Here is a 23,479-nt window from a genome sequence, read left to right as displayed (position 1 = left end):
ACGAATCATGTTCCCATGTTCCTTCAGTAACATTTTTGTGTTTCTGAGAACATGGCATTGCCGCATTACTATACGTCTGACTATTCGGAAATAAAAGCGTGTTTTTTCACGTTTTATTGATTATATCCAGTTAACTTTCAGTCAATTGTAAGCAACTTCATCATTTGTAGTGTGATGTGGATGCAACATTTAGCGCAATAAATAAACAATAAAATGATCTTCCAATCGCGATCCTAGTCACAAATGATACGAAAGTAACATGATAATGTTATTTAAATATCATTGTTGTGTGATTGTTTCTGAGAGGTAGTAAAATGGATATCGCGGTTATTGGCTCCAACATGGTGGATCTCATCACCTACATCAACCAGATGCCCAAAGAAGGGGAAACGCTGGAAGCACCGGCGTTCAAAATTGGCTGCGGGGGCAAAGGCGCAAATCAGGCCGTTGCGGCCGCTAAGCTCAATTCTAAAGTGCTGATGCTGACAAAAGTCGGTGATGATATTTTTGCGGATAACACTATTCGCAATCTTGAATCCTGGGGAATTAATACCACCTATGTCGAAAAGGTACCCTGCACCAGCAGCGGTGTCGCACCGATCTTTGTTAATGCGAACTCCAGCAACAGTATTCTGATTATTAAAGGAGCGAACAAATTTCTCTCCCCGGAAGATATCGATCGTGCGGCGGAAGATCTGAAAAAATGTCAGCTTATTGTCCTGCAACTGGAAGTGCAGCTGGAAACCGTTTATCACGCGATTGAATTTGGCAAAAAACACGGTATTGAAGTGTTACTAAATCCCGCCCCTGCATTACGGGAATTAGATATGTCTTATGCCTGTAAATGTGATTTTTTTGTGCCGAATGAAACCGAGTTGGAAATATTAACCGGTATGCCAGTGGATACTTATGACCATATTCGCGCAGCGGCACGTTCTCTGGTTGATAAAGGTCTGAACAATATTATCGTCACCATGGGTGAGAAAGGTGCGCTGTGGATGACACGTGACCAGGAAGTCCATGTTCCAGCGTTTAAAGTGAACGCTGTCGATACCAGTGGCGCAGGAGACGCTTTCATCGGTTGTTTTGCTCACTATTACGTTCAAAGCGGTGATGTGGAAGCCGCCATGAAAAAAGCCGCTCTCTTCGCTGCTTTCAGCGTTACCGGGAAAGGCACTCAATCATCTTATCCAAGCATCGAACAATTTAATGAGTTTCTTACCTTAAACGAATAATACTCCTGCACTGTAAAAGGTAGCACTATGAACGATAAAAACATCATTCAGATGCCTGACGGCTATTTGAATAAGACCCCTCTGTTCCAGTTTATTTTGTTATCCTGTTTATTCCCGTTATGGGGATGCGCAGCCGCATTAAATGATATTCTGATTACGCAATTCAAAAGCGTATTTTCACTCAGCAACTTTGCCTCGGCATTAGTTCAGAGTGCCTTTTATGGCGGTTATTTTTTAATTGCGATTCCAGCATCTCTGGTGATTAAAAAGACCAGTTATAAAGTCGCCATCTTAATGGGGCTGACCCTTTATATCGTTGGGTGTACGCTCTTCTTCCCGGCATCGCACATGGCCACCTACACCATGTTCCTTGCGGCGATTTTCGCGATTGCGATTGGTCTGAGCTTCCTGGAAACAGCAGCCAACACCTACAGCTCAATGATCGGCCCAAAAGCGTATGCCACTTTACGCCTGAACATCAGTCAGACTTTTTATCCTATTGGTGCGGCTGCTGGCATTCTGCTAGGTAAATATCTGGTCTTCTCTGAGGGCGAAAGCCTGGAAAAACAGATGGCCGGGATGAACGCTGAGCAGATCCATAACTTTAAAGTGTTGATGCTGGAAAATACCCTTGAGCCATACAAGTACATGATTATGGTACTGGTTGTGGTGATGGTGTTATTCCTCCTGACTCGCTTCCCTACATGTAAAGTCGCGCAAACCACGAGTCATAAACGCCCGTCAGCGATGGATACACTGCGTTATCTGGCCAGCAATGCCCGTTTCCGTCGTGGAATTGTGGCGCAATTTCTTTATGTGGGGATGCAGGTCGCGGTGTGGTCATTCACCATCCGTCTGGCACTGGAATTAGGTGATATCAACGAGCGCGACGCCTCAACCTTCATGGTCTATAGCTTCGCCTGCTTCTTTATCGGCAAGTTTATCGCCAACATTTTGATGACGCGCTTCAATCCGGAAAAAGTGCTGATTCTCTATTCCATTATTGGTGCGCTGTTCCTCGTCTATGTTGCACTGGCGCCAAGCTTCAGCGCTGTGTATGTCGCAGTGCTGGTGAGTGTCCTGTTTGGACCCTGCTGGGCGACAATCTATGCGGGTACGCTTGATACCGTGGATAACGAGCATACCGAAATGGCAGGTGCCGTCATTGTCATGGCGATTGTCGGTGCGGCGGTGGTTCCGGCGATTCAGGGCTATGTGGCCGATATGTTCCATTCATTGCAACTTTCGTTCCTGGTCTCCATGCTGTGCTTCGTGTACGTCGGTATCTACTTCTGGCGTGAAAGCAAAGTGCGCAACAACCTGGCTGAAGCGACAGTTTCCTGAGGAGAGTGAGCATGACAACACGTATAACGCTGTGGCGGGAACTCTTTGCAGAGCATCCGCGAATCTTACTGAAGAATAGCGACTTCACGGTTACCGCATTTCGTTACGCCAGTGGAGTGGAAGGGCTGAAGGTAGAAAACAGTCGTGGACATCTGGTTATTCTGCCCTGGATGGGGCAGATGATCTGGGATGCTCAGTTTGATGGCCATGACCTGACCATGCGTAACATGTTCAGTCAGCCGAAACCGGCGGCGGAAGTGGTGGCGACCTACGGCTGTTTTGCCTTCCACTCAGGTCTGTTGGCAAATGGCTGCCCATCACCAGAGGATTCACATCCTTTGCACGGTGAAATGGCTTGTGCCGCGATGGATGAAGCCTGGCTGGAGCTGGAGGGTGAGAATTTGCGCGTGGGCGGACGCTATGAGTATGTGATGGGGTTCGGTCATCATTATCAGGCACATCCTGCGGTGGTAATGCACAAAGCGAGTGCGCTGTTTGATATTCAGATGGCGGTTACCAACCTTGCCTCAGTGGCAATGCCGTTGCAGTACATGTGCCATATGAACTATGCCTACGTACCGGAAGCCACCTTCAGCCAGAATATTCCGGATGAGGCCATGAAGCTGCGTGAGTCGATACCCGCGCATGTTAAACCGACTGAGCAGTGGCTGGCGTTTAATCAGCGGATTGTACAGGGCGAGGCTTCTCTGGCGCGGCTCAATGAACCCCATTTTTACGATCCGGAAATTGTCTTCTTTGCTGACCAATTGGACAGGTACACCGATAAGCCAGAATTTAGCATGATCGCGCCTGATGGCACCACATTCGTTACGCGTTTCTCCAGCACGGAGCTGAATTATGTGACGCGTTGGATCCTCTACAACGGCGATCAGCAGGTTGCGGCATTCGCCTTGCCTGCAACCTGTCGACCTGAAGGATTCCTGGCAGCACAACGCAATGGCACCTTGATTGAAATAGAACCGCAGCACACCCGGACATTTACAGTCACAACTGGCATAGCCTGATCGCTCAAGGCTTGAACACCAAAGCACTTATCGTTAAGGTAAGCGCTTTTGCTGGGTGGCGGCATTAATGCCTTATCCGGCCTACAACGGCACCCGCCCGTAGGCCTGATAAGCGTAGCGCCATCAGGCATGCCTTAGCGCCAGGATGAACCCATGATTACCGTTGCCCTTATTGACGACCACCTCATCGTCCGCTCCGGCTTTGCCCAACTGCTGGGGCTGGAACCTGATTTGCAGGTGGTCGCTGAGTTTGGCTCAGGCAGTGAGGCGCTGGCGGGATTACCGGGACGCGGCGTGCAGGTGTGTATCTGCGACATCTCTATGCCTGATATCTCCGGTCTTGAACTGTTAAGCCAGTTGCCAAAAGGAATGGCGATTATCATGCTCTCTGTCCACGACAGCCCGGCACTGGTGGAGCAGGCGCTCAACGCGGGCGCGCGTGGTTTCCTTTCTAAACGTTGTAGCCCGGATGAGCTGATCGCGGCGGTGCATACCGTGGCGACCGGCGGCTGTTACCTGACGCCGGACATCGCCGTCAAACTGGCGGCCGGTCGTCAGGATCCGCTCACCAAACGCGAACGTCAGGTGGCGGAAAAACTGGCGCAAGGTATGGCGGTCAAAGAGATTGCCGCTGAACTGGGTCTGTCGCCGAAAACGGTGCACGTGCATCGCGCCAACCTGATGGAAAAGCTGGGGGTCAGCAACGACGTCGAACTGGCCCGCCGGATGTTTGACGGCTGGCAATGAACACGCTCTGTTCCCGGTTAATCACCGTTGTTGCCTGCTTCTTTATCTTCTCTGCCGCGTGGTTTTGCCTGTGGAGCATCAGCCTGCATCTGGTTGAGCGTCCGGAGCTGGCGGTACTGCTGTTTCCGTTTGGTCTGCGTTTGGGGTTGATGCTGCAATGTCCGCGCGGCTACTGGCCGGTGCTGCTGGGTGCGGAATGGCTGCTTCTTTTCTGGCTGGCGCAGGAAGTGGCGCTGGCCCATTTACCACTTTTGATGATCGGCAGCTTCCTCACGTTACTTCCGGTGATGTTGATTTCGCGATACCGCCATCAGCGCGACTGGCGCACGCTGCTGTTGCAGGGCGCGGCGCTTACGGCGGCGGCATTGCTGCAATCGCTGCCCTGGCTTGGGCAAGGCGAACAGGCGTGGAACGCGCTGCTGCTGACGCTCACCGGCGGATTAACGCTGGCGCCGATCTGCCTGGTGTTCTGGCACTATCTGACCAGCACGACCTGGCTGCCGCTGGGCCCGGCGGTGGTGTCGCAGCCGGTGAACTGGCGCGGGCGGCATCTGGTCTGGTACCTGCTGCTGTTTAGCGTCAGCCTGTGGCTACAGCTCGGGTTACCCGCCGAGCTTTCGCGCTTCACGCCGTTTTGCCTCGCGTTGCCGATCATTGCGCTGGCCTGGCACTACGGCTGGCAGGGGGCACTGATTGCGACGCTGATGAACGCCATCGCGCTGATTGCCAGCCAGACCTGGCACGATCATCCCGTCGATCTGTTGCTCTCGCTGCTGGTGCAAAGCCTGACCGGGCTGCTGCTCGGCGCGGGTATTCAGCGTCTGCGCGAACTTAACCAGTCGCTGCAAAATGAATTAGCACGCAACCATCGTCTGGCGGAACGCCTGCTGGAGACCGAGGAGAGCGTGCGCCGTGATGTGGCGCGCGAACTGCACGATGATATCGGCCAGACCATCACCGCCATTCGCACCCAGGCGGGCATTGTCCAGCGGCTGGCGCCGGAAAACGCAGGGGTGAAGCGCAGCGGGGCGCACATCGAACAACTTTCTCTCGGCGTGTACGATTCGGTGCGTCGCTTGTTAGGCCGACTGCGACCACGTCAACTGGACGATCTCACGCTGGAGCAGGCCATCCGCTCACTGATGCGCGAAATGGAGCTGGAAAGCCGTGGCATCGTCAGCCATCTCGACTGGCGAATTGATGAATCTGCACTTAGCGAAAGCCAGCGGGTGACGCTGTTTCGCGTCTGTCAGGAAGGGCTGAACAACATCGTTAAGCACGCCAACGCCAGCGCGGTGACGCTTCAGGGCTGGCAACATGATGAACGGCTAATGCTGGTGATTGAGGACGACGGCAGCGGCCTGCCGCCGGGGTCGAATCAGCAGGGATTTGGCCTTACGGGGATGCGTGAACGGATTAGCGCCCTCGGTGGGTCGCTCTCGATTTCCTGTACGCACGGCACGCGGGTCAACGTGTCGTTACCCCAGCGATATGTGTAAGGCGCGGTCATGTTTTCGTTTTTAAAAGCTCCGGCCAGTGCGCCGCTCATTACTGATAAGCGCGAAGTGGATGCCCGCTACCGCTACTGGCGGCGGCATATCCTGACCACCATCTGGCTCGGCTACGCGCTGTTCTATTTCACACGCAAAAGCTTCAACGCTGCGGTGCCGGATATTCTGACCAGCGGCGTGCTGACCCGCAGCGACATTGGGCTGCTGGCGACGCTGTTTTACATTACCTACGGCCTGTCGAAGTTTGTTTCCGGTATCGTCAGCGACCGATCCAACGCTCGCTATTTTATGGGCATCGGACTGATCGCCACCGGCGTGGTAAACATTCTGTTTGGATTTTCCACCTCGCTATGGGCCTTTGCGGTGCTGTGGGCGCTGAACGCCTTTTTCCAGGGCTGGGGATCGCCGGTCTGCACGCGTTTATTGACCGCGTGGTATTCGCGTACCGAGCGCGGCGGCTGGTGGGCGCTATGGAACACCGCGCACAACGTCGGCGGGGCGCTGATCCCTATCGTGATGGCGGCAACAGCGCTGCACTACGGCTGGCGCGCCGGGATGATGATCGCTGGGCTGCTGGCGATTGTGGTGGGGATTTTTCTCTGCTGGCGGCTGCGAGACAGGCCGCAGGCGATTGGTCTGCCGCCGATTGGCGACTGGCGGCATGACGAACTGGAAATTGCCCAACAGCAGGAAGGTGCTGGGCTGAGCCGCAAAGAGATCCTCACCCGCTATGTGCTGCTGAATCCTTATATCTGGCTGCTGTCACTGTGTTATGTGCTGGTGTACGTGGTCCGTGCCGCGATTAACGACTGGGGCAATCTGTACATGTCGGAGACGCTCGGCGTGGATCTGGTGACCGCCAATACCGCCGTGACAATGTTTGAGCTGGGCGGATTTGTTGGCGCGCTGGTGGCGGGTTGGGGTTCAGACAAGCTGTTTAACGGTAACCGCGGTCCAATGAACCTGATTTTTGCCGCCGGAATTTTGCTCTCAGTTGGCTCGCTGTGGCTGATGCCGTTCGCCAGCTACGTGATGCAGGCAGCGTGCTTTTTCACCACTGGATTCTTCGTCTTCGGCCCACAGATGCTGATCGGCATGGCGGCGGCGGAATGTTCGCATAAAGATGCGGCGGGCGCGGCAACCGGTTTTGTTGGGCTGTTTGCCTATCTGGGTGCATCGCTCTCCGGCTGGCCGCTGGCGAAGGTGATGGAGGTCTGGCACTGGACCGGATTCTTTGTGGTGATCGCTATTGCGGCGGGGATTTCCGCGTTGTTGCTGCTGCCATTTTTAAACGCCCAGGCCCCGCGCGATCTCAACGAAGCGTGATGTACCTCACCTTTTTGCCCTGAGTGGGGCAAAACTAAGAAATTTTCCCGGTTTCACCTGGACGCTGTCTCAGGCGCGTCTCCCGGCTGATTTTTACAATGCCTGCCATTCGCAGGTATAAAAATTAGCTCGGGAGTGTCAAATGCTGGCCTTTCTCAACCAGGTGCGCAAGCCGACCCTGGATCTGCCGCTCGATGTGCGGCGCAAAATGTGGTTCAAACCGTTCATGCAGTCCTATCTGGTAGTCTTTATCGGCTACCTGACCATGTACCTGATCCGCAAAAACTTCAACATCGCGCAGAACGACATGATCTCCACCTACGGGCTGAGCATGACGCAGCTGGGGATGATTGGCCTGGGCTTCTCCATCACCTACGGCGTGGGTAAAACGCTGGTTTCCTACTACGCGGATGGCAAAAACACCAAGCAGTTCCTGCCGTTTATGCTGATCCTTTCCGCCATCTGTATGCTCGGCTTCAGCGCCAGCATGGGCGCGGGTTCAACCAGCCTGTTTTTGATGATCGCTTTCTACGCTCTGAGCGGTTTCTTCCAGAGTACCGGCGGCTCATGTAGCTATTCCACCATTACCAAATGGACGCCGCGTCGCAAGCGGGGTTCTTACCTCGGCATGTGGAATATCTCCCACAACCTCGGCGGTGCGGGTGCGGCGGGCGTGGCGCTGTTTGGCGCTAACTATCTGTTCGACGGTCACGTCATCGGTATGTTTATCTTCCCGTCGATTATCGCCCTGATTGTCGGCTTTATCGGCCTGCGCTACGGCAGTGACTCCCCGGAATCTTATGGCCTCGGTAAAGCCGAAGAGCTATTCGGTGAGGAGATCAGTGAAGAAGACAAAGAAACCGAAGAAAACGAGATGACCAAATGGCAGATCTTTGTTGAGTACGTGCTGAAAAACAAAGTGATCTGGCTGTTATGTTTCTCGAACATCTTCCTGTACGTGGTGCGTATCGGTATCGACCAGTGGTCCACCGTCTACGCTTTCCAGGAACTGAAGCTTTCCAAAGAAGTGGCAATTCAGGGCTTTACCCTGTTTGAAGTGGGCGCGCTGGTTGGCACGCTGATGTGGGGTTGGCTCTCTGACCTGGCTAACGGTCGTCGTGCGCTGGTGGCCTGCGTGGCGCTGGCGTTGATTATCGCCACTCTGGGCGTTTATCAGCACGCCAGCAACCAGTACATCTATCTGGCTTCGCTGTTTGCGCTGGGCTTCCTGGTGTTTGGTCCGCAGCTGTTAATCGGTGTAGCAGCAGTCGGATTTGTGCCGAAAAAAGCGATCGGCGCAGCCGATGGGATTAAAGGCACCTTCGCCTATCTGATTGGTGACAGCTTCGCCAAGTTAGGTCTGGGGATGATTGCCGACGGCACGCCGATTTTCGGGCTGACCGGCTGGGCGGGCACTTTCGCCGCGCTGGATGCTGCCGCCATCGGTTGTATCTGTCTGATGGCCATCGTGGCTGTGTTTGAAGAACGTAAAATTCGCCGCGAGAAAAAGATTCAACAATTGAAAGTAGCTTAAGTTAAGTGTGCATTGGTAACTTTTGCCCGCCTTAATGGCGGGCTTTTTTATTCCTCGTAACCCGTCCTGAACAGCGTTAACACGTTCAGTCGTCGACAGAGGTGAATTTGCCGCTATGATGGGCGTCCTGTCTGGTAATGGATGTTCGCATGATTTGGATAATGCTGGCCACGCTGGTGGTTGTTTTTGTGGTGGGATTTCGGGTGCTAACATCCGGGTCGCGGCGGGCAATTCGCCGTCTGAGCGAGCGACTGAACATTGATGTCGTGCCGGTAGAATCGATGATCGATCAGATGGGAAAAGTACAGGGTGAGGCTTTTTTACAGTACCTCCACCGTCCTGATGAATCGCATCTACAAAATGCTGCCCAGGTGCTGTTGATCTGGCAAATCGTTATTGTCGACGGCAGTGAGCAGAACCTGTTGCAATGGCACCGCTGGCTGCAAAAGGCCCGGCTGGCTGCACCGATTACCGACGCGCAGGTGCGTTTGGCGCTCGGTTTTCTACGCGAGATGGAGCCGGATATGCAGGAGCTTAATGCGTTCCAGATGCGCTATAACGCCTTTTTCCAGCCTGAAGATGGTGTGCACTGGCTGCACTGATAGTCCTCTTGATGGCGCAACGCTTATCAGGCCTAACGCAGTGTCCCATCGTAGGCCGGATAAGACGACGTCGCCATCCGGCTATAAACAGTTGCTGAAACGTTAATTACGTCACAAATTTAATGTTACACTGCGTAACTTTTCTACAATAACCCCACGCAGGTAGCAAAATGAGTGAAGCTGTTGAACAAAAATCCCGCGCTGAGGCAAATTCCCGACCTAACTGGTCGGCGGTATTTGCCGTGGCGTTCTGCGTTGCCTGCCTGATAACCGTTGAATTTCTCCCCGTTAGCCTGTTAACGCCGATGGCGCAGGATTTGGGGATTTCTGAAGGCGTGGCCGGACAATCGGTGACCGTGACGGCATTTGTCGCCATGTTCGCCAGCCTGTTTGTGACGCAAATTATTCAGGCGACCGATCGTCGCTATGTGGTGATCCTGTTTTCGGTGCTACTGACGCTTTCCTGTCTGCTGGTTTCCTTTGCCAATTCTTTTTCGCTGCTGCTCGTTGGCCGCGCCTGCCTCGGTCTGGCGCTTGGCGGCTTCTGGGCGATGTCGGCGTCGCTGACCATGCGTCTGGTTCCTGCACGTACGGTGCCGAAAGCGCTGTCGGTTATTTTTGGCGCGGTCTCTATTGCGCTGGTAATTGCCGCGCCGCTGGGGAGCTTTTTGGGCGGTATTATCGGCTGGCGTAACGTGTTTAATGCGGCGGCGGTAATGGGCGTGCTGTGCACGATTTGGGTGGTGAGAGCGTTGCCTTCGCTGCCTGGTGAACCTTCGCATCAGAAACAAAACATGTTCAGCCTGTTGCAGCGTCCAGGGGTGATGGCCGGGATGATTGCCATCTTCATGTCCTTTGCCGGGCAGTTCGCCTTCTTTACCTATATTCGCCCGATCTATATGAATCTGGCGGGCTTTGACGTTGATGGCTTGACGCTGGTGCTGCTGAGCTTCGGCATTGCCAGTTTTGTTGGTACGTCGTTCTCGTCGATGATTCTGAAGCGTTCGGTCAAACTGGCGTTAGCCGGTGCGCCACTGGTGCTGGCGCTCAGTGCGCTGGTCCTGATCCTGTGGGGCAGCGACAAAGTGGTGGCGGCGGGTATTGCGATTATCTGGGGACTGTTGTTTGCGCTGGTACCGGTGGGCTGGTCGACGTGGATCACCCGTTCGCTTGCCGATCAGGCAGAAAAAGCCGGATCCGTCCAGGTCGCCGTGATCCAACTTGCCAATACCTGCGGGGCTGCGGTGGGAGGCTATGCGCTCGATACCCTAGGACTGCTGTCGCCCCTGATGATTTCCGGCAGCCTGATGCTGCTGACGGCGCTTCTGGTGGCCGCAAAAGTACGCATAAAAGATATGCAATAAACTAAAGTACGGTATGCCGGATCGCTATCCGGCATCCTGGTTGGTTTTAATTAAAACCATTGTTTTCGGCGGTACGGGCAAACCATTCGCCGCTCTTTTTCACCGTGCGTTTTTGCGTTGCTAAATCTAACTGAACAAAACCGTAGCGGTTTTTATATCCGTTGAGCCATGACCAGTTATCAATAAAGGTCCACATATGGTAGCCAAGACAATTACAGCCTTCGCTAATGCCTTTATGTAGCCATTTAAGATGCTCAGAAACAAATTCAATACGGTAGCTGTCGTTGATTTGCTCTTGCTGAATAAAACGCTGCTCATTCTCGACACCCATACCGTTTTCAGAAATAAAACAGCGCGGGTTGCCATAATTATCACGCAGATTGGTAATAATATCGTAAATACCCGGCTCATAAATTTCCCAGCCACGGTAGGGGTTCATTTTCCGCCCCGGCATTTCGTAATAATCAAACAGCCACTCCGGCATAAACGGTGCATCCGGGTTGACGGCGCTATCGCGGCATTTCACGCGACGCGGCTGATAGTAGTTGATGCCGAGCAGGTCGATTTTTCCCTCGGCGATTAACTGGCTGTCGCCTGGCTGGCATGCCGGTAATTGATCGTACCCTTTCAGCAGTTCAACCAGATCCGCCGGATATTCACCCTTCAGCACCGGGTCAAGGAAACTGCGGTTAAACAGCAGATCCGCATAGTGTGCGGCTTTCACATCCGCCGGATTTTGTGAGCGCGGGTAGGAAGGCGTTAAATTCAGTACCACGCCGATTTCACCGTCATGGTTTGCGGCACGATATGCCCGAACCGCCGTCGAATGCGCCAGTATGGTGTGATACGCCACGGTAGCTGCACGTTTGAAATCCACCACATTAGGGTAATGGAAGTCATACAGATAGCCGCCTTCAACCGGGACAATTGGCTCGTTAAAGGTAAACCAGTGCTTAACCCGGTTGCCGAACAATGTAAAACACGTTTGTGCATAGCGGCCAAACGCCTCGACCACTTCACGGTTTTCCCAGCCGCCTTTCTCCTGCATCACCATCGGCATGTCGAAGTGGAACAGGGTGATAAATGGCGTAATGCCTTGTGCCAGCAGCTCGTCGATGACGTTGTTATAGAACTCGACGGCTTCAGGATTAACCTCGCCGGTACCGTCCGGGATCAGGCGCGACCAGCTCAGAGACGTACGGAAGCTGTTGTGCTTCAGTTGTTTGAGCAGTGCAATGTCCTGTTTCCAGTGCTGATAAAAGGTTGAGGTGTTTGCCGGGCCAACGCCCTGATGGAAACGACCTGGCTGACGATCGAACCACACGTCCCACGTGGTCTGGCTTTTGCCGCCGTTCAGGCTATCCCCTTCGGTTTGCAGGGCCGAGCAGGCACTGCCCCACCAGAAGTTTTCTGGAAAACGGTATCGCATTGTTGTTGCTCCATTACTATTTATACGTTCTGGAAACAATACGTGTTTTTGCGATACAGAAACCGGTTACAGTACTCATTTCTCAACCAAATGCCTATAAATCCGGGCATTCAACTTTGCCAAGCGCTTCCCAGTAGTTGTTCTGATTGTTTCTTTGAATTGCCAGAATGGCTTCGCGGATGTGCTGCTGATTACGCGTATCAGCCATAATCGTTTTTTCCCACACCTCATCAGATGGCGACCCTTGCGGGGTGCAAATCTTACGTAAATCCTTCATAACGGTATTCTTTTCGTGTACAGCCTGCAGACTGCCATAAGCCGAGTCGGCTTGCGCCAGACCGGGTAGCGTGAAAAGGACGGCAATAATCGGAAAAATGACTCGTTTCATGATAATAATCCTTGTTGTCTATGCGCATCATCTCAAGAGTAAGTGTAGACGGCATACGACTCACTCATCACCCTGTGTTAATGTCTAAAAATAAATCAGCCAGAAGTTGTAGTTATTTCAGGAGGATAGGATGCAAATACAGATTACAGATACGATTACCGAAGACGATCAAAATGCCCTACTTGCCGGATTGCGCGCTTACAACCGGCAGTTTCTTAGAACCACCAATTTTGGCGACCTGGCGGTGTACTGGCGCGATGAGCGCAATGACATTCTGGGTGGGCTGATCGGCAAAATCAAAGGCGAATGGCTGTGCATTGATTTTCTGTGGATGCATGACTCGCTGCGCAAAGGCGGTTACGGCACAAAATTGATGCAGGCCGCAGAACAGACGGCGCGTGAGAGAGGATGCCTGCATGCGCTGGTGGATACCATGAGTTTCCAGGCGCTGCCGTTTTATCAGAAAAACGGCTATCAGCTGCAAATGACCCTCGATAACTTCCCGGAAACCGGTTCCGCGCGCCATTATTTGTCGAAAACGTTTTGATGACCGGAAGGTCTGGATGCCGCCTCACTTTCTTGCGCAGCAGAATAGTGTATGTTCTGAACAATCATTTATTTCTTAAGCGGTAAAGAGATGAGACGGATTGAGATAATACTGGGAGAGCTGGAACGGCTGACGCGAGGCCTGAATCTTGCCCATCTGGCGCAGGAAACGGCGTTCACAGCGGAGGCCATCGGCTTTAACCTCGGGCTGGCGCGCAACTCAGTCAGTAAAGATCTCAATCAGCTCTGGAACGACGGCCTGGCGATTAAAAGCCGCGGGCGCCCGGTATTCTTTCTGCATCGTCAGGCGATTGAAACGCTGCTGGGGCGCAAACTGGATGAGTCCGAGCGTGAAGTGCAAACCGTTGCCGACCTGTTGCCTGTTCAGGAAAACCAGGCGACAGACGATCCCTTTTCCAGCCTGATTGGTTACGATCGCAGCCTGCGCGATGCGGTGGAAAAAGGCCGCGCGGCGGTGTTGTATCCCCACGGGCTACATGTTCTGCTGACCGGTCCCTCCGGCGTGGGTAAAACCTTTTTTGCCGAACTGATGCACCGTTTCGCCTGCGAACGTGCAGCGGGAACGCCTCCACCGCTGGTCTATTTCAACTGCGCGGAATACGCGCATAACCCGGAACTGCTCTCATCGCACCTGTTTGGTCATCGACAGGGAGCGTTTACCGGTGCAAACGAGAATAAACCCGGTCTGGTCGAACAGGCTGATGGCGGCTATCTCCTGCTCGATGAAGTGCATCGTCTGCCGTATGAAGGTCAGGAAAAGCTGTTCTCTATTCTCGACAAAGGCGAATACCGGCCGCTGGGTTCAAGCGCCGTGGCGCGTTCAATCTCGGTTCGCCTGATATGTGCGACCACCGAACCGGTAAGTTCGGCGTTGCTGCGCACTTTCCAGCGACGTATTCAGGTATGTATCGATCTCCCCGGCATTCGCCAGCGTTCGGTGGAAGAGCAGGTTGAGCTGATCGTTGGTTTCTTACAGCGTGAGAGCCGCAAAATCGAGCGTACGATAAGCATCGACCGTACCCTGCTGCTCTGGCTGCTGAACAAGCCGCTGGAAGGCAATATTGGTCAGCTCAAGAGCGACATTCAGTTTCTCTGCGCCCAGGCCTGGGCCTCGGGGATGACGGAGCACAGCGATACGCTACAGCTGGATAAACGTCTGACCGAGATCCCCTTTAACGCCACGCCGGAACAACGTCTGTTGGTTGGAGCGCTGTTCGAAGGCAAAGAGCACCTGAGCATTGATGCCCGCACGCTGCCCGCACTGAAAAATTCGCTGGCCACCGGAGCTGAAATTGAAGAGAGCGATCTCTTTTACAGCTTCCTGACCCGGGAATACATCAACCTGCGTAACAGCAACGTACCGCCAGCCGAAACGCTGGCAATCCTCAAAAACAAACTCAGCTCGATTTTTGAATATGGTCTCTATAGCCGCGACAGTGTGGCGCATCCCCCGCGCTATGGCGATCAGATTGAAGAGCGGGTCACGCTGCTGATCGGCTGCGTTGAGCAGGTGCTTGGCTTCACGCTGCCGGAAAATCTGGTTAACCCGCTGCGCAAACACTTTCTGGCGCTGATTGGCTACGTGCAGCGCGGCCTTATTCCGCAACTTTATTCTTCCAGCCTGATACTTGATCGCTGCAAAGATGAATACGAAAACGCCACGCTGTTATGCCGAAAAATCAATGAACTGCTGCATATTCAGTGTCCGGCGACAGAGGTGGTCTGGCTGTGCCTGTTCCTCAAAGAGTGCCGTCATTACCGCCAACGGATTGACGCCAGTCCTGACTGCGGGGTGATTTTGATTGCCCACGGTGCGACGACCGCCACAAGCCAGGCGCAGTACGTGAATCGCGTGCTGGAGCGCGAGGTGTTCAGCGCTATCGATATGCCTTTCGAGCAGTCGGTGCATGACACGCTGGAAGCCCTGACGCAGATGATCCAGACCCGGCAATATCGCCGATTGATCCTGATGGTGGATATTGGCTCGCTGGTCCATTTTGGCAGCACGATCAGCAAATTATTTCAGATAGACGTTCTGCTGATGCCCAATATCACGCTCACCAGCCTGCTGGAGATTGGGCTGGATTTAAGCTACGAAACCAGTGATTTGCCGCAGCTGGCGGCATTGATGCAGAGCAAAAATATACCCTGTCAGCTCTGTACGCCGCAGCAGGAAAACAGCGGTAAAGTGCTGGTTATCTCTTGCATCACCGGGATGGGAACGGCAGAAAAAATCAAAAAGGTGCTGGAAGAGAGCTTCGGCGAACTGATGTCGCAGGACACACGGATGGTGATCCTCGATTACAACGAAGTTCGCAGCCTGGATCGTGTTCAGCAAGCGATTAACGCCACTGAGCGTCTGGCTGGCATAGTGGGTACTTTCCAGCCGGGACTGCCGGATATTCCGTTTATCTCGCTCGAGGAGTTGTTCTCTGAGCAAGGCCCCGAGCTGGTGCTCAGCTTGCTGACGCCGGATCTCTCCAGCAGCGAGCGCCGACTGGAAATGGAGCGCAGCGCGATGCGCTTTATCAGCGCGTTGACCATGGAGAGCATCATTAACCATATTTCGGTGCTCAACCCGCAGCGTATTTTGAAAGAGATGGAAGGCGTGTTGAATCATCTGACCACCGCGCTTTCGCTCAAACCGAGCCGTCAGGTGACACTGCGCTTCCTGATCCACTGCTGCTGTATGGTCGAGCGTATCGTGATTAACCGCAAACCGTTACAGATGGCGCTGGAGAACAAGCCGGATCTGGATATTCGCGCCTTTAGTGTCATTAAATCTGCTTTCCTGCCGATTGAAGAGGCCTATGCCATTCGCTTATCGGACGCGGAATATTTTTATATCTACGAATTGCTGTATAGCTAATCCCAAGACTTGCGGGGCTTTGCGCCCCGCCAGCACCCACAACTCCCCCGCGTGACACAAATTCTGGCACAGCCTTTGCTCTGTTTACCTATGTCTATGTAATCGAGCCAGGAGGCCATTTTGACTACCACTGAATCCTTGCCCCAGATCCTGCTGCTGACCCATGGCGGCTGGGGGCAACAGCTTTGCAACAGCCTGCGCATGGTGATGGGTGAAATCAAAGGCGTGACGGAAATTGCGCTGATGCCCGTTGATACGCTCGGCGAATTTTATCAGCGCGTCGAAGCCGTAGTGAAAGCTATGCCGGAAGGCTCACTGATCCTGACCGATTTTATTGGCGGCACCACGTCTAACGTGGCGGCACGGCTGAGTGCCGATTACCCGGTGGCAGTGATTTCCGGGCTCAACGCCTCTTTGTTACTGGAGGCGCTCGACAAACGCGAGCATGGCCAATTGACCACCTGCGTGGCCGATCTGGTCGAGGCCGGGCGTAGCAGCTGCATGGACGTTGTTGCCCACGTACGTCAATTACAACAATCACAATAAGGAATAAACATCATGGCAAACATCGTCTTATGTCGTATTGATAGCCGTCTGATTCATGGACAAGTGGTGACCAAATGGGTTGGGCAATCTCAGGCAAACCGGATTGCGGTGGTCAGCGATGAACTGGATGCCGATCCGTTTATGAAAAACATCTACCTGATGGCCGCGCCGCCGAACATCAAAGTGGATTGTTTCGGTAACCAAAGTTTTGCGGCTGCCTGGAAAGAAAACCAGCTTGGTGACGGCAAAGTGCTGGTGCTTTTCCCCTCTCTGGCTGCGGTTCAGGAAGCGGTTCAGTTGGGATTTGATGTCACCACCATTCAGGTCGGTGGGCTGGGCGGTGGGCCAAACCGCAAAGCAGTATTCCAGAACATTACGCTGGATGAAAAAGACGTCGGCATCCTGAGCGACCTGAAAAATCGTGGGATTCAGGTGTTCTTCCAGACTATCCCGGAAGATAAGCCGCAGTCGCTGGACGATATCCTGAAAAAATTCTAATTCTTTGATAACAGGGTACTTAATTATGGATACTTTAGTCTTCGCAAGCCTGATGGGGTTGTATTACTGGTTTGCCCGATTACGCCTTGGCTACACCTTCTCCGCCATGCTGCTACAGCCAGTGGTGATTGCCGTATTCGTTGGTCTGCTGTTAGGCAACATGGAAACGGCGATGATCATCGGTGCAGGTATGCAGCTGGTTTATCTCGGCGTGACCTCCACGCCAGGCGGCAACGTCCCGTCGGATCCGGCGCTGGCTGCCTGCATTTCAATTCCTATCGCCGTGAAGGCCGGAATGGACCCGAACCTGGCTATCGCACTGGCGATCCCGTTTGGCGTTATCGGCGTGTTCCTCGACCAGTTGCGCCGCACGTTAAACGCGGCGTGGGTACATATGGCCGACAAGCATGCGGAAACGGCAAACATGGCGGGCATTATGCGCTGTGCGTTCCTCTACCCGGCGTTGCTCGGACTGGTACTGCGTTTCCCGGTGGTCTTTGCCGCCAACTATTTTGGTCAGGACGTTGTGGAAAGCTTCCTTAAGCTGATGCCGCACTGGCTGACGCACTCCTTTGAAATTATGGGCGGCATTCTGCCGGCGCTGGGCTTCGCCATCACCATTATGGTGATCGGTAAAAAGAGCCTGTTGCCATGGTTTATCGGCGGTTTCTTTGCGGTGCTGTACCTGAAGGTAGACATCATGGCGATGGCAATCTTTGGTACCTGCGTGGCCTTCCTGATTAAAGGTCTGGCGAAAAATGAAGGAGCAGCATGATGAGCAGCGACGTAATGCAGCATGAACTGGTGGAGCGCGCGCGCGAAAGCGGCACGCTGACCAAAGCAGACATCACCAAAGCCTGGTTTATCTACTGGCTAGGCGCGGAAGTTTCCAGCTCCTATGAGCGTTTGCAAAGCCTTATTTTCTGCGCCTCAATGACGCCGATCATCAAAAAACTCTACCCGCAAAAAGAGGAGCAGGTTGAAGCGCTGAAACGCCATTTGAACTTCTTCAACTCGGAGCAGACGTTCGGGGCGGTGATTCAGGGGATCTCCATTGCGATGGAGGAACAGAAAACCCGCGGCGAGCCGATCAGCGACGCCTCAATTACCGGGATTAAAACCGGGTTGATGGGACCACTGGCCGGGATGGGGGACTCCATCATCTGGGCCGCCGTGATGCCGCTGTTAATTGCGATTTTCATCCCGTTTGCGGCGAATGGCAGCGCGATGGGCGGAATTGTACCGTTAATTCTCTATCCTGCTATTACGCTGGCAATCAGCTATGGCATGGTTCACAAAGGCTATACGCTGGGGCGTGACTCGATAATTGGCCTGCTGCAGGGAGGGCGAATAAAGGAACTTATCTACGGCGCGAACGTGCTGGGCCTGATCATGATGGGCGCGCTTTCTGCAAGCTACGTCAAGATCACCACGCCATTAAAACTCAGTGCCCTGAAAGGTTCTGAAGTGGTGGTTCAGCAAATTCTCGACTCTATTGCCCCCGGTCTGTTGCCGCTGGCGGCGGTGTTCGCCATCTATTTCTATCTGGTGAAGAAAGGGCCGCGTTACACAACGATTTTACTGTCGATTGTCGCGCTCAGCGTGGTCTGTTCGCTGCTGGGAGTGCTGTAAGCCATGACACAGAATATCTACCAACAATTGGGGCTAAAACAGGTCATTAACGCCTGCGGCAAGATGACGATTCTGGGTGTTTCCAGCGTAGCGCCGGAAGTAATGCAGGCCACCGCACGGGCTGCTTCAGCCTTTGTTGAAATTGATCGGCTGGTGGACAGAACTGGAGAACTGGTTTCCCGCTACACCGGGGCCGAAGACAGCTACGTCACCTCCTGTGCATCGGCGGGCATTGCTATCGCTGTTGCCGCCGCCATTACCCGTGGTGACCAGGCGCGAGTCACGCTGATGCCGGACAGCGCAGGAATGGCCAATGAAGTGGTCATGCTGCGCGGGCATAACGTTGACTACGGTGCGCCCATCACCAGCGCCATCCGTTTGGGCGGCGGGCGGGTGGTGGAGGTTGGCTCAAGTAATCTGGCGGCCCGCTGGCAGCTGGAGAGCGCGATTACCGATAGCACCGCCGCGCTGCTGTACGTGAAATCGCACCACTGCGTGCAGAAAGGCATGTTGAGCATCGCGGATTTTGTGCAGGTCGCGCAGGTTCACAACCTGCCGCTGATTGTCGATGCCGCCGCCGAGGAAGATTTGCACGCCTGGGTAGCAAGCGGAGCGGATATGGTGGTCTACAGCGGGGCAAAAGCTTTTAACGCGCCGACCTCCGGATTTATCACCGGGAAGAAACAGTGGATTGCCGCGTGTAAAGCGCAGCACCACGGCATTGCCCGGGCGATGAAAATCGGCAAAGAGAATATGGTTGGGTTGGTTTATGCCCTGGAAAACTACCATCAGGGACAAACCGTAGTCACTGCCGAAGCGCTCCGCCCCGTGGCGCAGGCGATTTCAGAGATTCGCGGACTGGATGCGGATATCGAGCAGGATGAGGCCGGACGCGCCATCTGGCGGATTCGAATTCGGGTGAATGCGCAGGTGCTGGGAATGGATGCCTACGCCGTAGAAGCGCAACTGCGAGAGGGTGATATCGCGATCTACGCTCGCCGTTACAACCTTCATCAGGGTGTCTTTAGCCTTGACCCGCGCACGGTCGCAGAAGGGGAAATGGCGCTGATCGTGGCCCGATTAAAGGAGATTGCAGAACATGCAGCACATTAATTTTTATCGTAATAAAGTGGCTATTAACGTGCTGGCGAAGGATATCGCCAATGCGAGGGAAATCTATGATGCTGCCGAAGGCCACGCGGTGATCGGCATTCTTTCTGCGCAGTTTTCCTCGGTTGAGGAAGGGGTTCTGGAAGTAAAACGTTGGATGACCGATGTGCCATCAATTTCCGTGGGGTTGGGGGCCGGTGACCCGGCGCAGTATTACAAAGCGGCGATGATTGCCTCACAGGTCCATCCGGCACACGTCAACCAGACCTTTACCGGTTGCGGGTTTGCGGCAGGCGCCTTGGCGGCAACGGGCGGTGAACAGACCCATATCAACGCGTTAGTCAGTCCCACGGGCACGCCGGGGGAAGTGTTGATCTCGACCGGGGTCAGCAGCAGCCAGGGCACGCCAGCCCGCGTTTCCTGCGATGCAGCGGTCCGTATGATGTTGGATTCAGGAGCCCATGCGGCGAAGTTCTTCCCAATGGGTGGTGAGCAGTCGCTGCCTGAGCTGTACGCACTGGCGACGACAGCGGCACGAAACGGCATGACATTGATTGAGCCGACCGGCGGTATCGATCTCGATAACTTCGGCGTTATCCTGCAATCCTGTCTGGAGGCGGGAGTCCCGCGCGTCATGCCGCATGTTTACAGCTCGATTATCGACTCACAGACCGGCAAAACCCGGCCTGCAGATGTTGTCAGGTTGATGGAGATAGTCAAAGCCCTGGTGTGATGCCGCCATCGCTGGATGGCTCATAAAAAATGCCCGGAGGTGAGTGCGCCTGCCGGGCATTTTTGCGAACGCTATTCCCTGAAAATGAATACATTGCAAAAGCATGTATTTATCCGCCAAGCCGCCTCGCAGATAGAAAAGTTCCCAGATGTTGTGTGTGCGACTGGCGAGTAAGGTTCCGTCATCTTGTTCTTCTGGTGACGGACCGCCATGAAAAAACCAACAACTTCTACGCCGCATGATGCGGTATTTAAAAAATTCTTAAGCCACCCAGAAACGGCACGGGATTTTCTTGATAGCTATCTCCCTGCACCATTACGTGAACTTTGCGATCTGAACACACTGAAGCTGGAGCCAGGGAGTTTTATTGAGGAAGACCTGCGTGCCAGTTATTCCGATATTCTGTGGTCGCTAAAAACGAGAACCGGTAAAGGCTATATCTACGCGTTGATTGAACACCAGAGTTCACCGGATGCCCATATGGCATTTCGGATGATGCGTTATGCCATTGCCGCGATGCAGAATCACCTTGATGCCGGCCACAAAACACTGCCGCTGGTGGTTCCGATACTTTTTTATCATGGTGTTGCCAGCCCGTACCCTTTTTCACTGTGCTGGCTGGATGAATTTGACGATCCAGAAACCGCGCGGCAGCTTTATGGCGCGGCCTTCCCGCTGGTCGATATCACGGTGGTCTCTGATGATGAGATTATGCAGCACCGGAGGGTGGCGCTCCTGGAACTTGTCCAGAAGCATATACGCGAGCGCGATTTGATGGTGCTGATCGATAAACTGGTTGCCCTGTTGATTAAGGGACACGCTAATGACAGTCAGGTAGAAACGCTATTTAATTACCTGGTGCAGGCTGGTAGCGCACCGCGTTTTGAGGCGTTTATTCGACAGGTTGCCCTGCGCGTTCCCCAACATAAGGAGAGATTAATGACGATTGCAGAATGCTTACGTGAGTCGGGTCATCGCAGTGGCCTGCAGGAGGGACTGCAAAAGGGTTTGCTAGAAGGTAAAAAGGACGAAGCGTTGCGGATAGCCCATGCCATGCTTGAGAAGGGGATCGATCGTGAACTGGTGCTAATTATTACCGGGCTTTCAATTGATGAACTGACGGTATCTTCTGACTAATTTATCTTAGCTCCATTATGCTTTTTTCTTCTTGCTGATGCTTTTTCGTTTTTTAAACCGCAGCGGCCTTCCCGCTATAGTCATTTCATTACTCATCAGGCGGTTATTGCAAAAGGATAAAACGTGAAGCTGAAGATACCTTATTTCGGGGCCGGGGCGGCGGTATTACTGGCGGGATTATTGCTGGCAGGATGCGATCAACAGAGCAGTGATGCAAAGCATATCAAAGTGGGTGTGATTAACGGTGCTGAGCAGGATGTAGCGGAGGTCGCGAAGAAAGTCGCTAAAGAAAAATATGGCCTTGAGGTGGAGCTGGTGGGGTTTAGTGGCTCTCTGCTGCCCAATGATGCCACCAATCATGGTGAGCTGGATGCCAACGTCTTCCAGCATCGTCCGTTCCTCGAACAAGATAATAAAGCACACGGCTATAAGCTGGTTGCGGTGGGCAATACCTTTGTGTTCCCGATGGCAGGGTATTCGAAGAAAATCAAAACCGTCGCTGAACTAAAAGACGGTGCAACGATTGCGATACCTAACGACCCGACCAACCTGGGTCGGGCGCTGTTGCTGCTGCAAAAAGAGAAGTTAATTACGTTGAAAGCGGATACCGGCCTGCTGCCAACAGCGTTGGATATCACTGATAATCCGCGGCATCTGAAAATTATGGAACTGGAAGGCGCGCAGTTGCCGCGCGTATTGGACGATCAGAAAGTGGATGTGGCGATTATCAGTACCACCTACATCCAGCAAACCGGGCTTTCCCCGGTACATGACAGCGTATTTATTGAAGACAAAAACTCACCGTACGTGAACATTCTTGTGGCGCGAGAAGACAACAAAGATGCCGAGAATGTGAAAGAATTCCTGCAATCTTATCAGTCACCAGAAGTGGCGAAGGCGGCAGAAACTATCTTTAACGGTGGCGCGGTTCCGGGCTGGTAATCATGACCCTTTGCCGCGCCGGTTGGCGTTAAACCGCTCTGGCGCGGCGACGTGAGTCCATTGAGATAAGTATTACCGAAGAGAGGATCAAAAGCGTGCCCAGCCAGTCTGGCAGGGTAAAGGTAATACCTAACAGCAGAAGGGACAGCAACGCGCTGCTCAACGGTTCCGCGCAGCTTAAAATGCTCGCTTTCGGTCCGCCAATCATCTGCGCGCCTTTCAGGTACAGGCTAAACGTCAGCGATGTGCCGATGACCACCAGATAGAAAAACGCCAGAATCAAACTGCCATTCACCACGAAATTAGTGCCTTGTCCGGCATAAAACGGCAGCAGGATCATGCCGCCGATCAACATACTCCAGCCGACGACCGGCAGCGTGCCGTAGCGCGCGATAAGCGTTGAGGGGTAGGTGGTGTAGAACGCGGCGGCAAACGCCGAGGCAATTCCCCAGAACAGCGCGGCAGGTGAGATAGACAGCGACGTCGGGTTACCGTGGGTGACCAGCAAGAAGGTGCCGATAAGCGAGGTGAAGATCGCAGTCAGTACTAAAATCCCCGGTCGTGCTTTGCGCACCACGGAAAACCACGCCACGATTATGGTCGGTGACAAAAATTGCAGCACCGTCGCGGTGGCGGCGTTGGATTTTTCAATAGTCAGCAGAAAGGTTAGCTGTACGGTGAGCGCCCCAACCACGGAAAAAGTCAGCAGGCTGATGGCGTCTTTGCGGTTTTTGATAATGGAGAACACTTTGTCGCCGTGAACGAAAGAGAGCATCAGCAGAATGAGCCCGGCGAAAATCAGGCGCGTCATGGTCAGAAACTGCGACGACATCTGGCTTTGCTCCATGATGTATTGCGCGCAAACGCCTGAACTTCCCCACAATACGGCGGCAATCAGGACGTTCATCATCCCTCTTCTGGTGGAACTCATCTTTCCCTC

Annotated in this window: 22 protein-coding genes; 19 read left to right on the top strand and 3 right to left on the bottom strand. The window is 53.6% G+C overall.

Translation table 11 applies throughout. The annotated features are described in order from the left end of the window. The first annotated feature begins 314 nt into the window (after positions 1-314). From rbsK to nepI, 9 genes are all read left to right on the top strand, one after another. A complete protein-coding gene (rbsK, locus tag OGY37_RS21155) occupies positions 315-1,235 on the top strand; it encodes a ribokinase (protein ID WP_003827124.1) in 921 nt (306 codons plus the stop codon). Between the two features lie 27 nt (positions 1,236-1,262). Then, positions 1,263-2,579: an L-fucose:H+ symporter permease gene (fucP, locus tag OGY37_RS21150; RefSeq protein ID WP_003827126.1), complete on the top strand. Its 1,317-nt coding sequence runs from the start codon at positions 1,263-1,265 to the stop codon at positions 2,577-2,579. Between the two features lie 11 nt (positions 2,580-2,590). Then, positions 2,591-3,604, top strand: coding sequence for an aldose 1-epimerase family protein (locus OGY37_RS21145; protein ID WP_149384356.1), 1,014 nt, complete (start codon positions 2,591-2,593; stop codon positions 3,602-3,604). 153 nt (positions 3,605-3,757) lie between these two features. Further along, a complete protein-coding gene (gene uhpA, locus OGY37_RS21140; RefSeq protein ID WP_003023923.1) occupies positions 3,758-4,351 on the top strand; it encodes a response regulator transcription factor UhpA in 594 nt (197 codons plus the stop codon). Continuing rightward, positions 4,348-5,850 (top strand): signal transduction histidine-protein kinase/phosphatase UhpB, encoded by a 1,503-nt coding sequence (gene uhpB / locus OGY37_RS21135; RefSeq protein ID WP_284969143.1) that lies wholly within the window; start codon positions 4,348-4,350, stop codon positions 5,848-5,850. The genes uhpA and uhpB overlap by 4 nt, the downstream gene beginning before the upstream one ends. Before the next feature lie 9 nt (positions 5,851-5,859). Further along, positions 5,860-7,188 (top strand): MFS transporter, encoded by a 1,329-nt coding sequence (locus tag OGY37_RS21130; RefSeq protein WP_286621802.1) that lies wholly within the window; start codon positions 5,860-5,862, stop codon positions 7,186-7,188. Between the two features lie 142 nt (positions 7,189-7,330). Beyond that, positions 7,331-8,722, top strand: coding sequence for a hexose-6-phosphate:phosphate antiporter UhpT (gene uhpT / locus OGY37_RS21125; RefSeq protein WP_286621800.1), 1,392 nt, complete (start codon positions 7,331-7,333; stop codon positions 8,720-8,722). A gap of 149 nt (positions 8,723-8,871) precedes the next feature. After that, on the top strand, positions 8,872-9,324 hold the full coding sequence (locus tag OGY37_RS21120; RefSeq protein WP_003827141.1) for a DUF1198 family protein: 453 nt from the start codon (positions 8,872-8,874) through the stop codon (positions 9,322-9,324). 170 nt (positions 9,325-9,494) lie between these two features. After that, positions 9,495-10,688 carry a purine ribonucleoside efflux pump NepI gene (nepI, locus tag OGY37_RS21115; RefSeq protein WP_003827145.1) on the top strand — a complete coding sequence of 398 codons (1,194 nt, stop codon included), beginning with the start codon at positions 9,495-9,497 and terminating at the stop codon, positions 10,686-10,688. Between the two features lie 46 nt (positions 10,689-10,734). On the opposite strand, the gene gmuD is transcribed toward nepI, so the two are convergent. Continuing rightward, a complete protein-coding gene (gmuD, locus tag OGY37_RS21110; RefSeq protein WP_286621798.1) occupies positions 10,735-12,117 on the bottom strand; it encodes a 6-phospho-beta-glucosidase GmuD in 1,383 nt (460 codons plus the stop codon). A gap of 94 nt (positions 12,118-12,211) precedes the next feature. Further along, positions 12,212-12,505, bottom strand: a complete 294-nt coding sequence (locus tag OGY37_RS21105; protein WP_003827149.1) for a YicS family protein — start codon at positions 12,503-12,505, stop codon at positions 12,212-12,214. A gap of 130 nt (positions 12,506-12,635) precedes the next feature. Between OGY37_RS21105 and OGY37_RS21100 the strand changes: the two genes are divergently transcribed. From OGY37_RS21100 to nlpA, 10 genes are all read left to right on the top strand, one after another. Beyond that, positions 12,636-13,052, top strand: a complete 417-nt coding sequence (locus OGY37_RS21100; protein ID WP_003827152.1) for a GNAT family N-acetyltransferase — start codon at positions 12,636-12,638, stop codon at positions 13,050-13,052. Between the two features lie 90 nt (positions 13,053-13,142). Beyond that, a complete protein-coding gene (gene dagR / locus OGY37_RS21095) occupies positions 13,143-15,941 on the top strand; it encodes a transcriptional regulator DagR (RefSeq protein WP_286547687.1) in 2,799 nt (932 codons plus the stop codon). A 120-nt stretch (positions 15,942-16,061) separates the two neighbouring features. After that, positions 16,062-16,487, top strand: a complete 426-nt coding sequence (locus tag OGY37_RS21090) for a PTS sugar transporter subunit IIA (RefSeq protein ID WP_191235912.1) — start codon at positions 16,062-16,064, stop codon at positions 16,485-16,487. Between the two features lie 12 nt (positions 16,488-16,499). Beyond that, positions 16,500-16,985 (top strand): PTS sugar transporter subunit IIB, encoded by a 486-nt coding sequence (locus OGY37_RS21085; protein WP_003023959.1) that lies wholly within the window; start codon positions 16,500-16,502, stop codon positions 16,983-16,985. A gap of 25 nt (positions 16,986-17,010) precedes the next feature. Continuing rightward, positions 17,011-17,760, top strand: a complete 750-nt coding sequence (locus OGY37_RS21080; RefSeq protein ID WP_003023960.1) for a PTS mannose/fructose/sorbose/N-acetylgalactosamine transporter subunit IIC — start codon at positions 17,011-17,013, stop codon at positions 17,758-17,760. Continuing rightward, a complete protein-coding gene (locus tag OGY37_RS21075; protein WP_005121522.1) occupies positions 17,757-18,617 on the top strand; it encodes a PTS system mannose/fructose/sorbose family transporter subunit IID in 861 nt (286 codons plus the stop codon). Before OGY37_RS21080 ends, OGY37_RS21075 begins: the two co-directional genes overlap by 4 nt. A 3-nt stretch (positions 18,618-18,620) precedes the next feature. Continuing rightward, positions 18,621-19,730 carry a D-glucosaminate-6-phosphate ammonia lyase gene (gene dgaE / locus OGY37_RS21070; protein ID WP_279275352.1) on the top strand — a complete coding sequence of 370 codons (1,110 nt, stop codon included), beginning with the start codon at positions 18,621-18,623 and terminating at the stop codon, positions 19,728-19,730. After that, positions 19,717-20,460 (top strand): 2-dehydro-3-deoxy-phosphogluconate aldolase, encoded by a 744-nt coding sequence (gene dagF, locus OGY37_RS21065; protein ID WP_126317204.1) that lies wholly within the window; start codon positions 19,717-19,719, stop codon positions 20,458-20,460. The genes dgaE and dagF overlap by 14 nt, the downstream gene beginning before the upstream one ends. A 210-nt stretch (positions 20,461-20,670) precedes the next feature. Further along, positions 20,671-21,597: an Rpn family recombination-promoting nuclease/putative transposase gene (locus tag OGY37_RS21060; protein ID WP_286621795.1), complete on the top strand. Its 927-nt coding sequence runs from the start codon at positions 20,671-20,673 to the stop codon at positions 21,595-21,597. Positions 21,598-21,720: 123 nt separating this feature from the next. Beyond that, positions 21,721-22,539, top strand: a complete 819-nt coding sequence (gene nlpA / locus OGY37_RS21055) for a lipoprotein NlpA (protein WP_032945419.1) — start codon at positions 21,721-21,723, stop codon at positions 22,537-22,539. A 28-nt stretch (positions 22,540-22,567) separates the two neighbouring features. On the opposite strand, the gene OGY37_RS21050 is transcribed toward nlpA, so the two are convergent. Beyond that, a complete protein-coding gene (locus tag OGY37_RS21050) occupies positions 22,568-23,470 on the bottom strand; it encodes a carboxylate/amino acid/amine transporter (RefSeq protein ID WP_149280810.1) in 903 nt (300 codons plus the stop codon). Positions 23,471-23,479 lie beyond the last annotated feature (9 nt).

Source organism: Citrobacter sp. Cpo030, assembly GCF_030333005.1.
GTDB classification, from domain to species: domain Bacteria; phylum Pseudomonadota; class Gammaproteobacteria; order Enterobacterales; family Enterobacteriaceae; genus Citrobacter; species Citrobacter portucalensis.
Note: the sequence above shows the minus strand (reverse complement) of the source record. Positions and strands in the feature narration are given on the sequence as shown.

What these genes read in the sequence shown, in the direction of transcription:
- rbsK (WP_003827124.1), top strand. Translation starts at nt 315, where the DNA reads ATGGATATCGCGGTTATTGGCTCCAACATGGTGGATCTCATCACCTAC.
- fucP (WP_003827126.1), top strand. Translation starts at nt 1,263, where the DNA reads ATGAACGATAAAAACATCATTCAGATGCCTGACGGCTATTTGAATAAG.
- OGY37_RS21145 (WP_149384356.1), top strand. Translation starts at nt 2,591, where the DNA reads ATGACAACACGTATAACGCTGTGGCGGGAACTCTTTGCAGAGCATCCG.
- uhpA (WP_003023923.1), top strand. Translation starts at nt 3,758, where the DNA reads ATGATTACCGTTGCCCTTATTGACGACCACCTCATCGTCCGCTCCGGC.
- uhpB (WP_284969143.1), top strand. Translation starts at nt 4,348, where the DNA reads ATGAACACGCTCTGTTCCCGGTTAATCACCGTTGTTGCCTGCTTCTTT.
- OGY37_RS21130 (WP_286621802.1), top strand. Translation starts at nt 5,860, where the DNA reads ATGTTTTCGTTTTTAAAAGCTCCGGCCAGTGCGCCGCTCATTACTGAT.
- uhpT (WP_286621800.1), top strand. Translation starts at nt 7,331, where the DNA reads ATGCTGGCCTTTCTCAACCAGGTGCGCAAGCCGACCCTGGATCTGCCG.
- OGY37_RS21120 (WP_003827141.1), top strand. Translation starts at nt 8,872, where the DNA reads ATGATTTGGATAATGCTGGCCACGCTGGTGGTTGTTTTTGTGGTGGGA.
- nepI (WP_003827145.1), top strand. Translation starts at nt 9,495, where the DNA reads ATGAGTGAAGCTGTTGAACAAAAATCCCGCGCTGAGGCAAATTCCCGA.
- gmuD (WP_286621798.1), bottom strand. Translation starts at nt 12,117, where the DNA reads ATGCGATACCGTTTTCCAGAAAACTTCTGGTGGGGCAGTGCCTGCTCG.
- OGY37_RS21105 (WP_003827149.1), bottom strand. Translation starts at nt 12,505, where the DNA reads ATGAAACGAGTCATTTTTCCGATTATTGCCGTCCTTTTCACGCTACCC.
- OGY37_RS21100 (WP_003827152.1), top strand. Translation starts at nt 12,636, where the DNA reads ATGCAAATACAGATTACAGATACGATTACCGAAGACGATCAAAATGCC.
- dagR (WP_286547687.1), top strand. Translation starts at nt 13,143, where the DNA reads ATGAGACGGATTGAGATAATACTGGGAGAGCTGGAACGGCTGACGCGA.
- OGY37_RS21085 (WP_003023959.1), top strand. Translation starts at nt 16,500, where the DNA reads ATGGCAAACATCGTCTTATGTCGTATTGATAGCCGTCTGATTCATGGA.
- OGY37_RS21080 (WP_003023960.1), top strand. Translation starts at nt 17,011, where the DNA reads ATGGATACTTTAGTCTTCGCAAGCCTGATGGGGTTGTATTACTGGTTT.
- OGY37_RS21075 (WP_005121522.1), top strand. Translation starts at nt 17,757, where the DNA reads ATGATGAGCAGCGACGTAATGCAGCATGAACTGGTGGAGCGCGCGCGC.
- dgaE (WP_279275352.1), top strand. Translation starts at nt 18,621, where the DNA reads ATGACACAGAATATCTACCAACAATTGGGGCTAAAACAGGTCATTAAC.
- dagF (WP_126317204.1), top strand. Translation starts at nt 19,717, where the DNA reads ATGCAGCACATTAATTTTTATCGTAATAAAGTGGCTATTAACGTGCTG.
- OGY37_RS21060 (WP_286621795.1), top strand. Translation starts at nt 20,671, where the DNA reads ATGAAAAAACCAACAACTTCTACGCCGCATGATGCGGTATTTAAAAAA.
- OGY37_RS21050 (WP_149280810.1), bottom strand. Translation starts at nt 23,470, where the DNA reads ATGAGTTCCACCAGAAGAGGGATGATGAACGTCCTGATTGCCGCCGTA.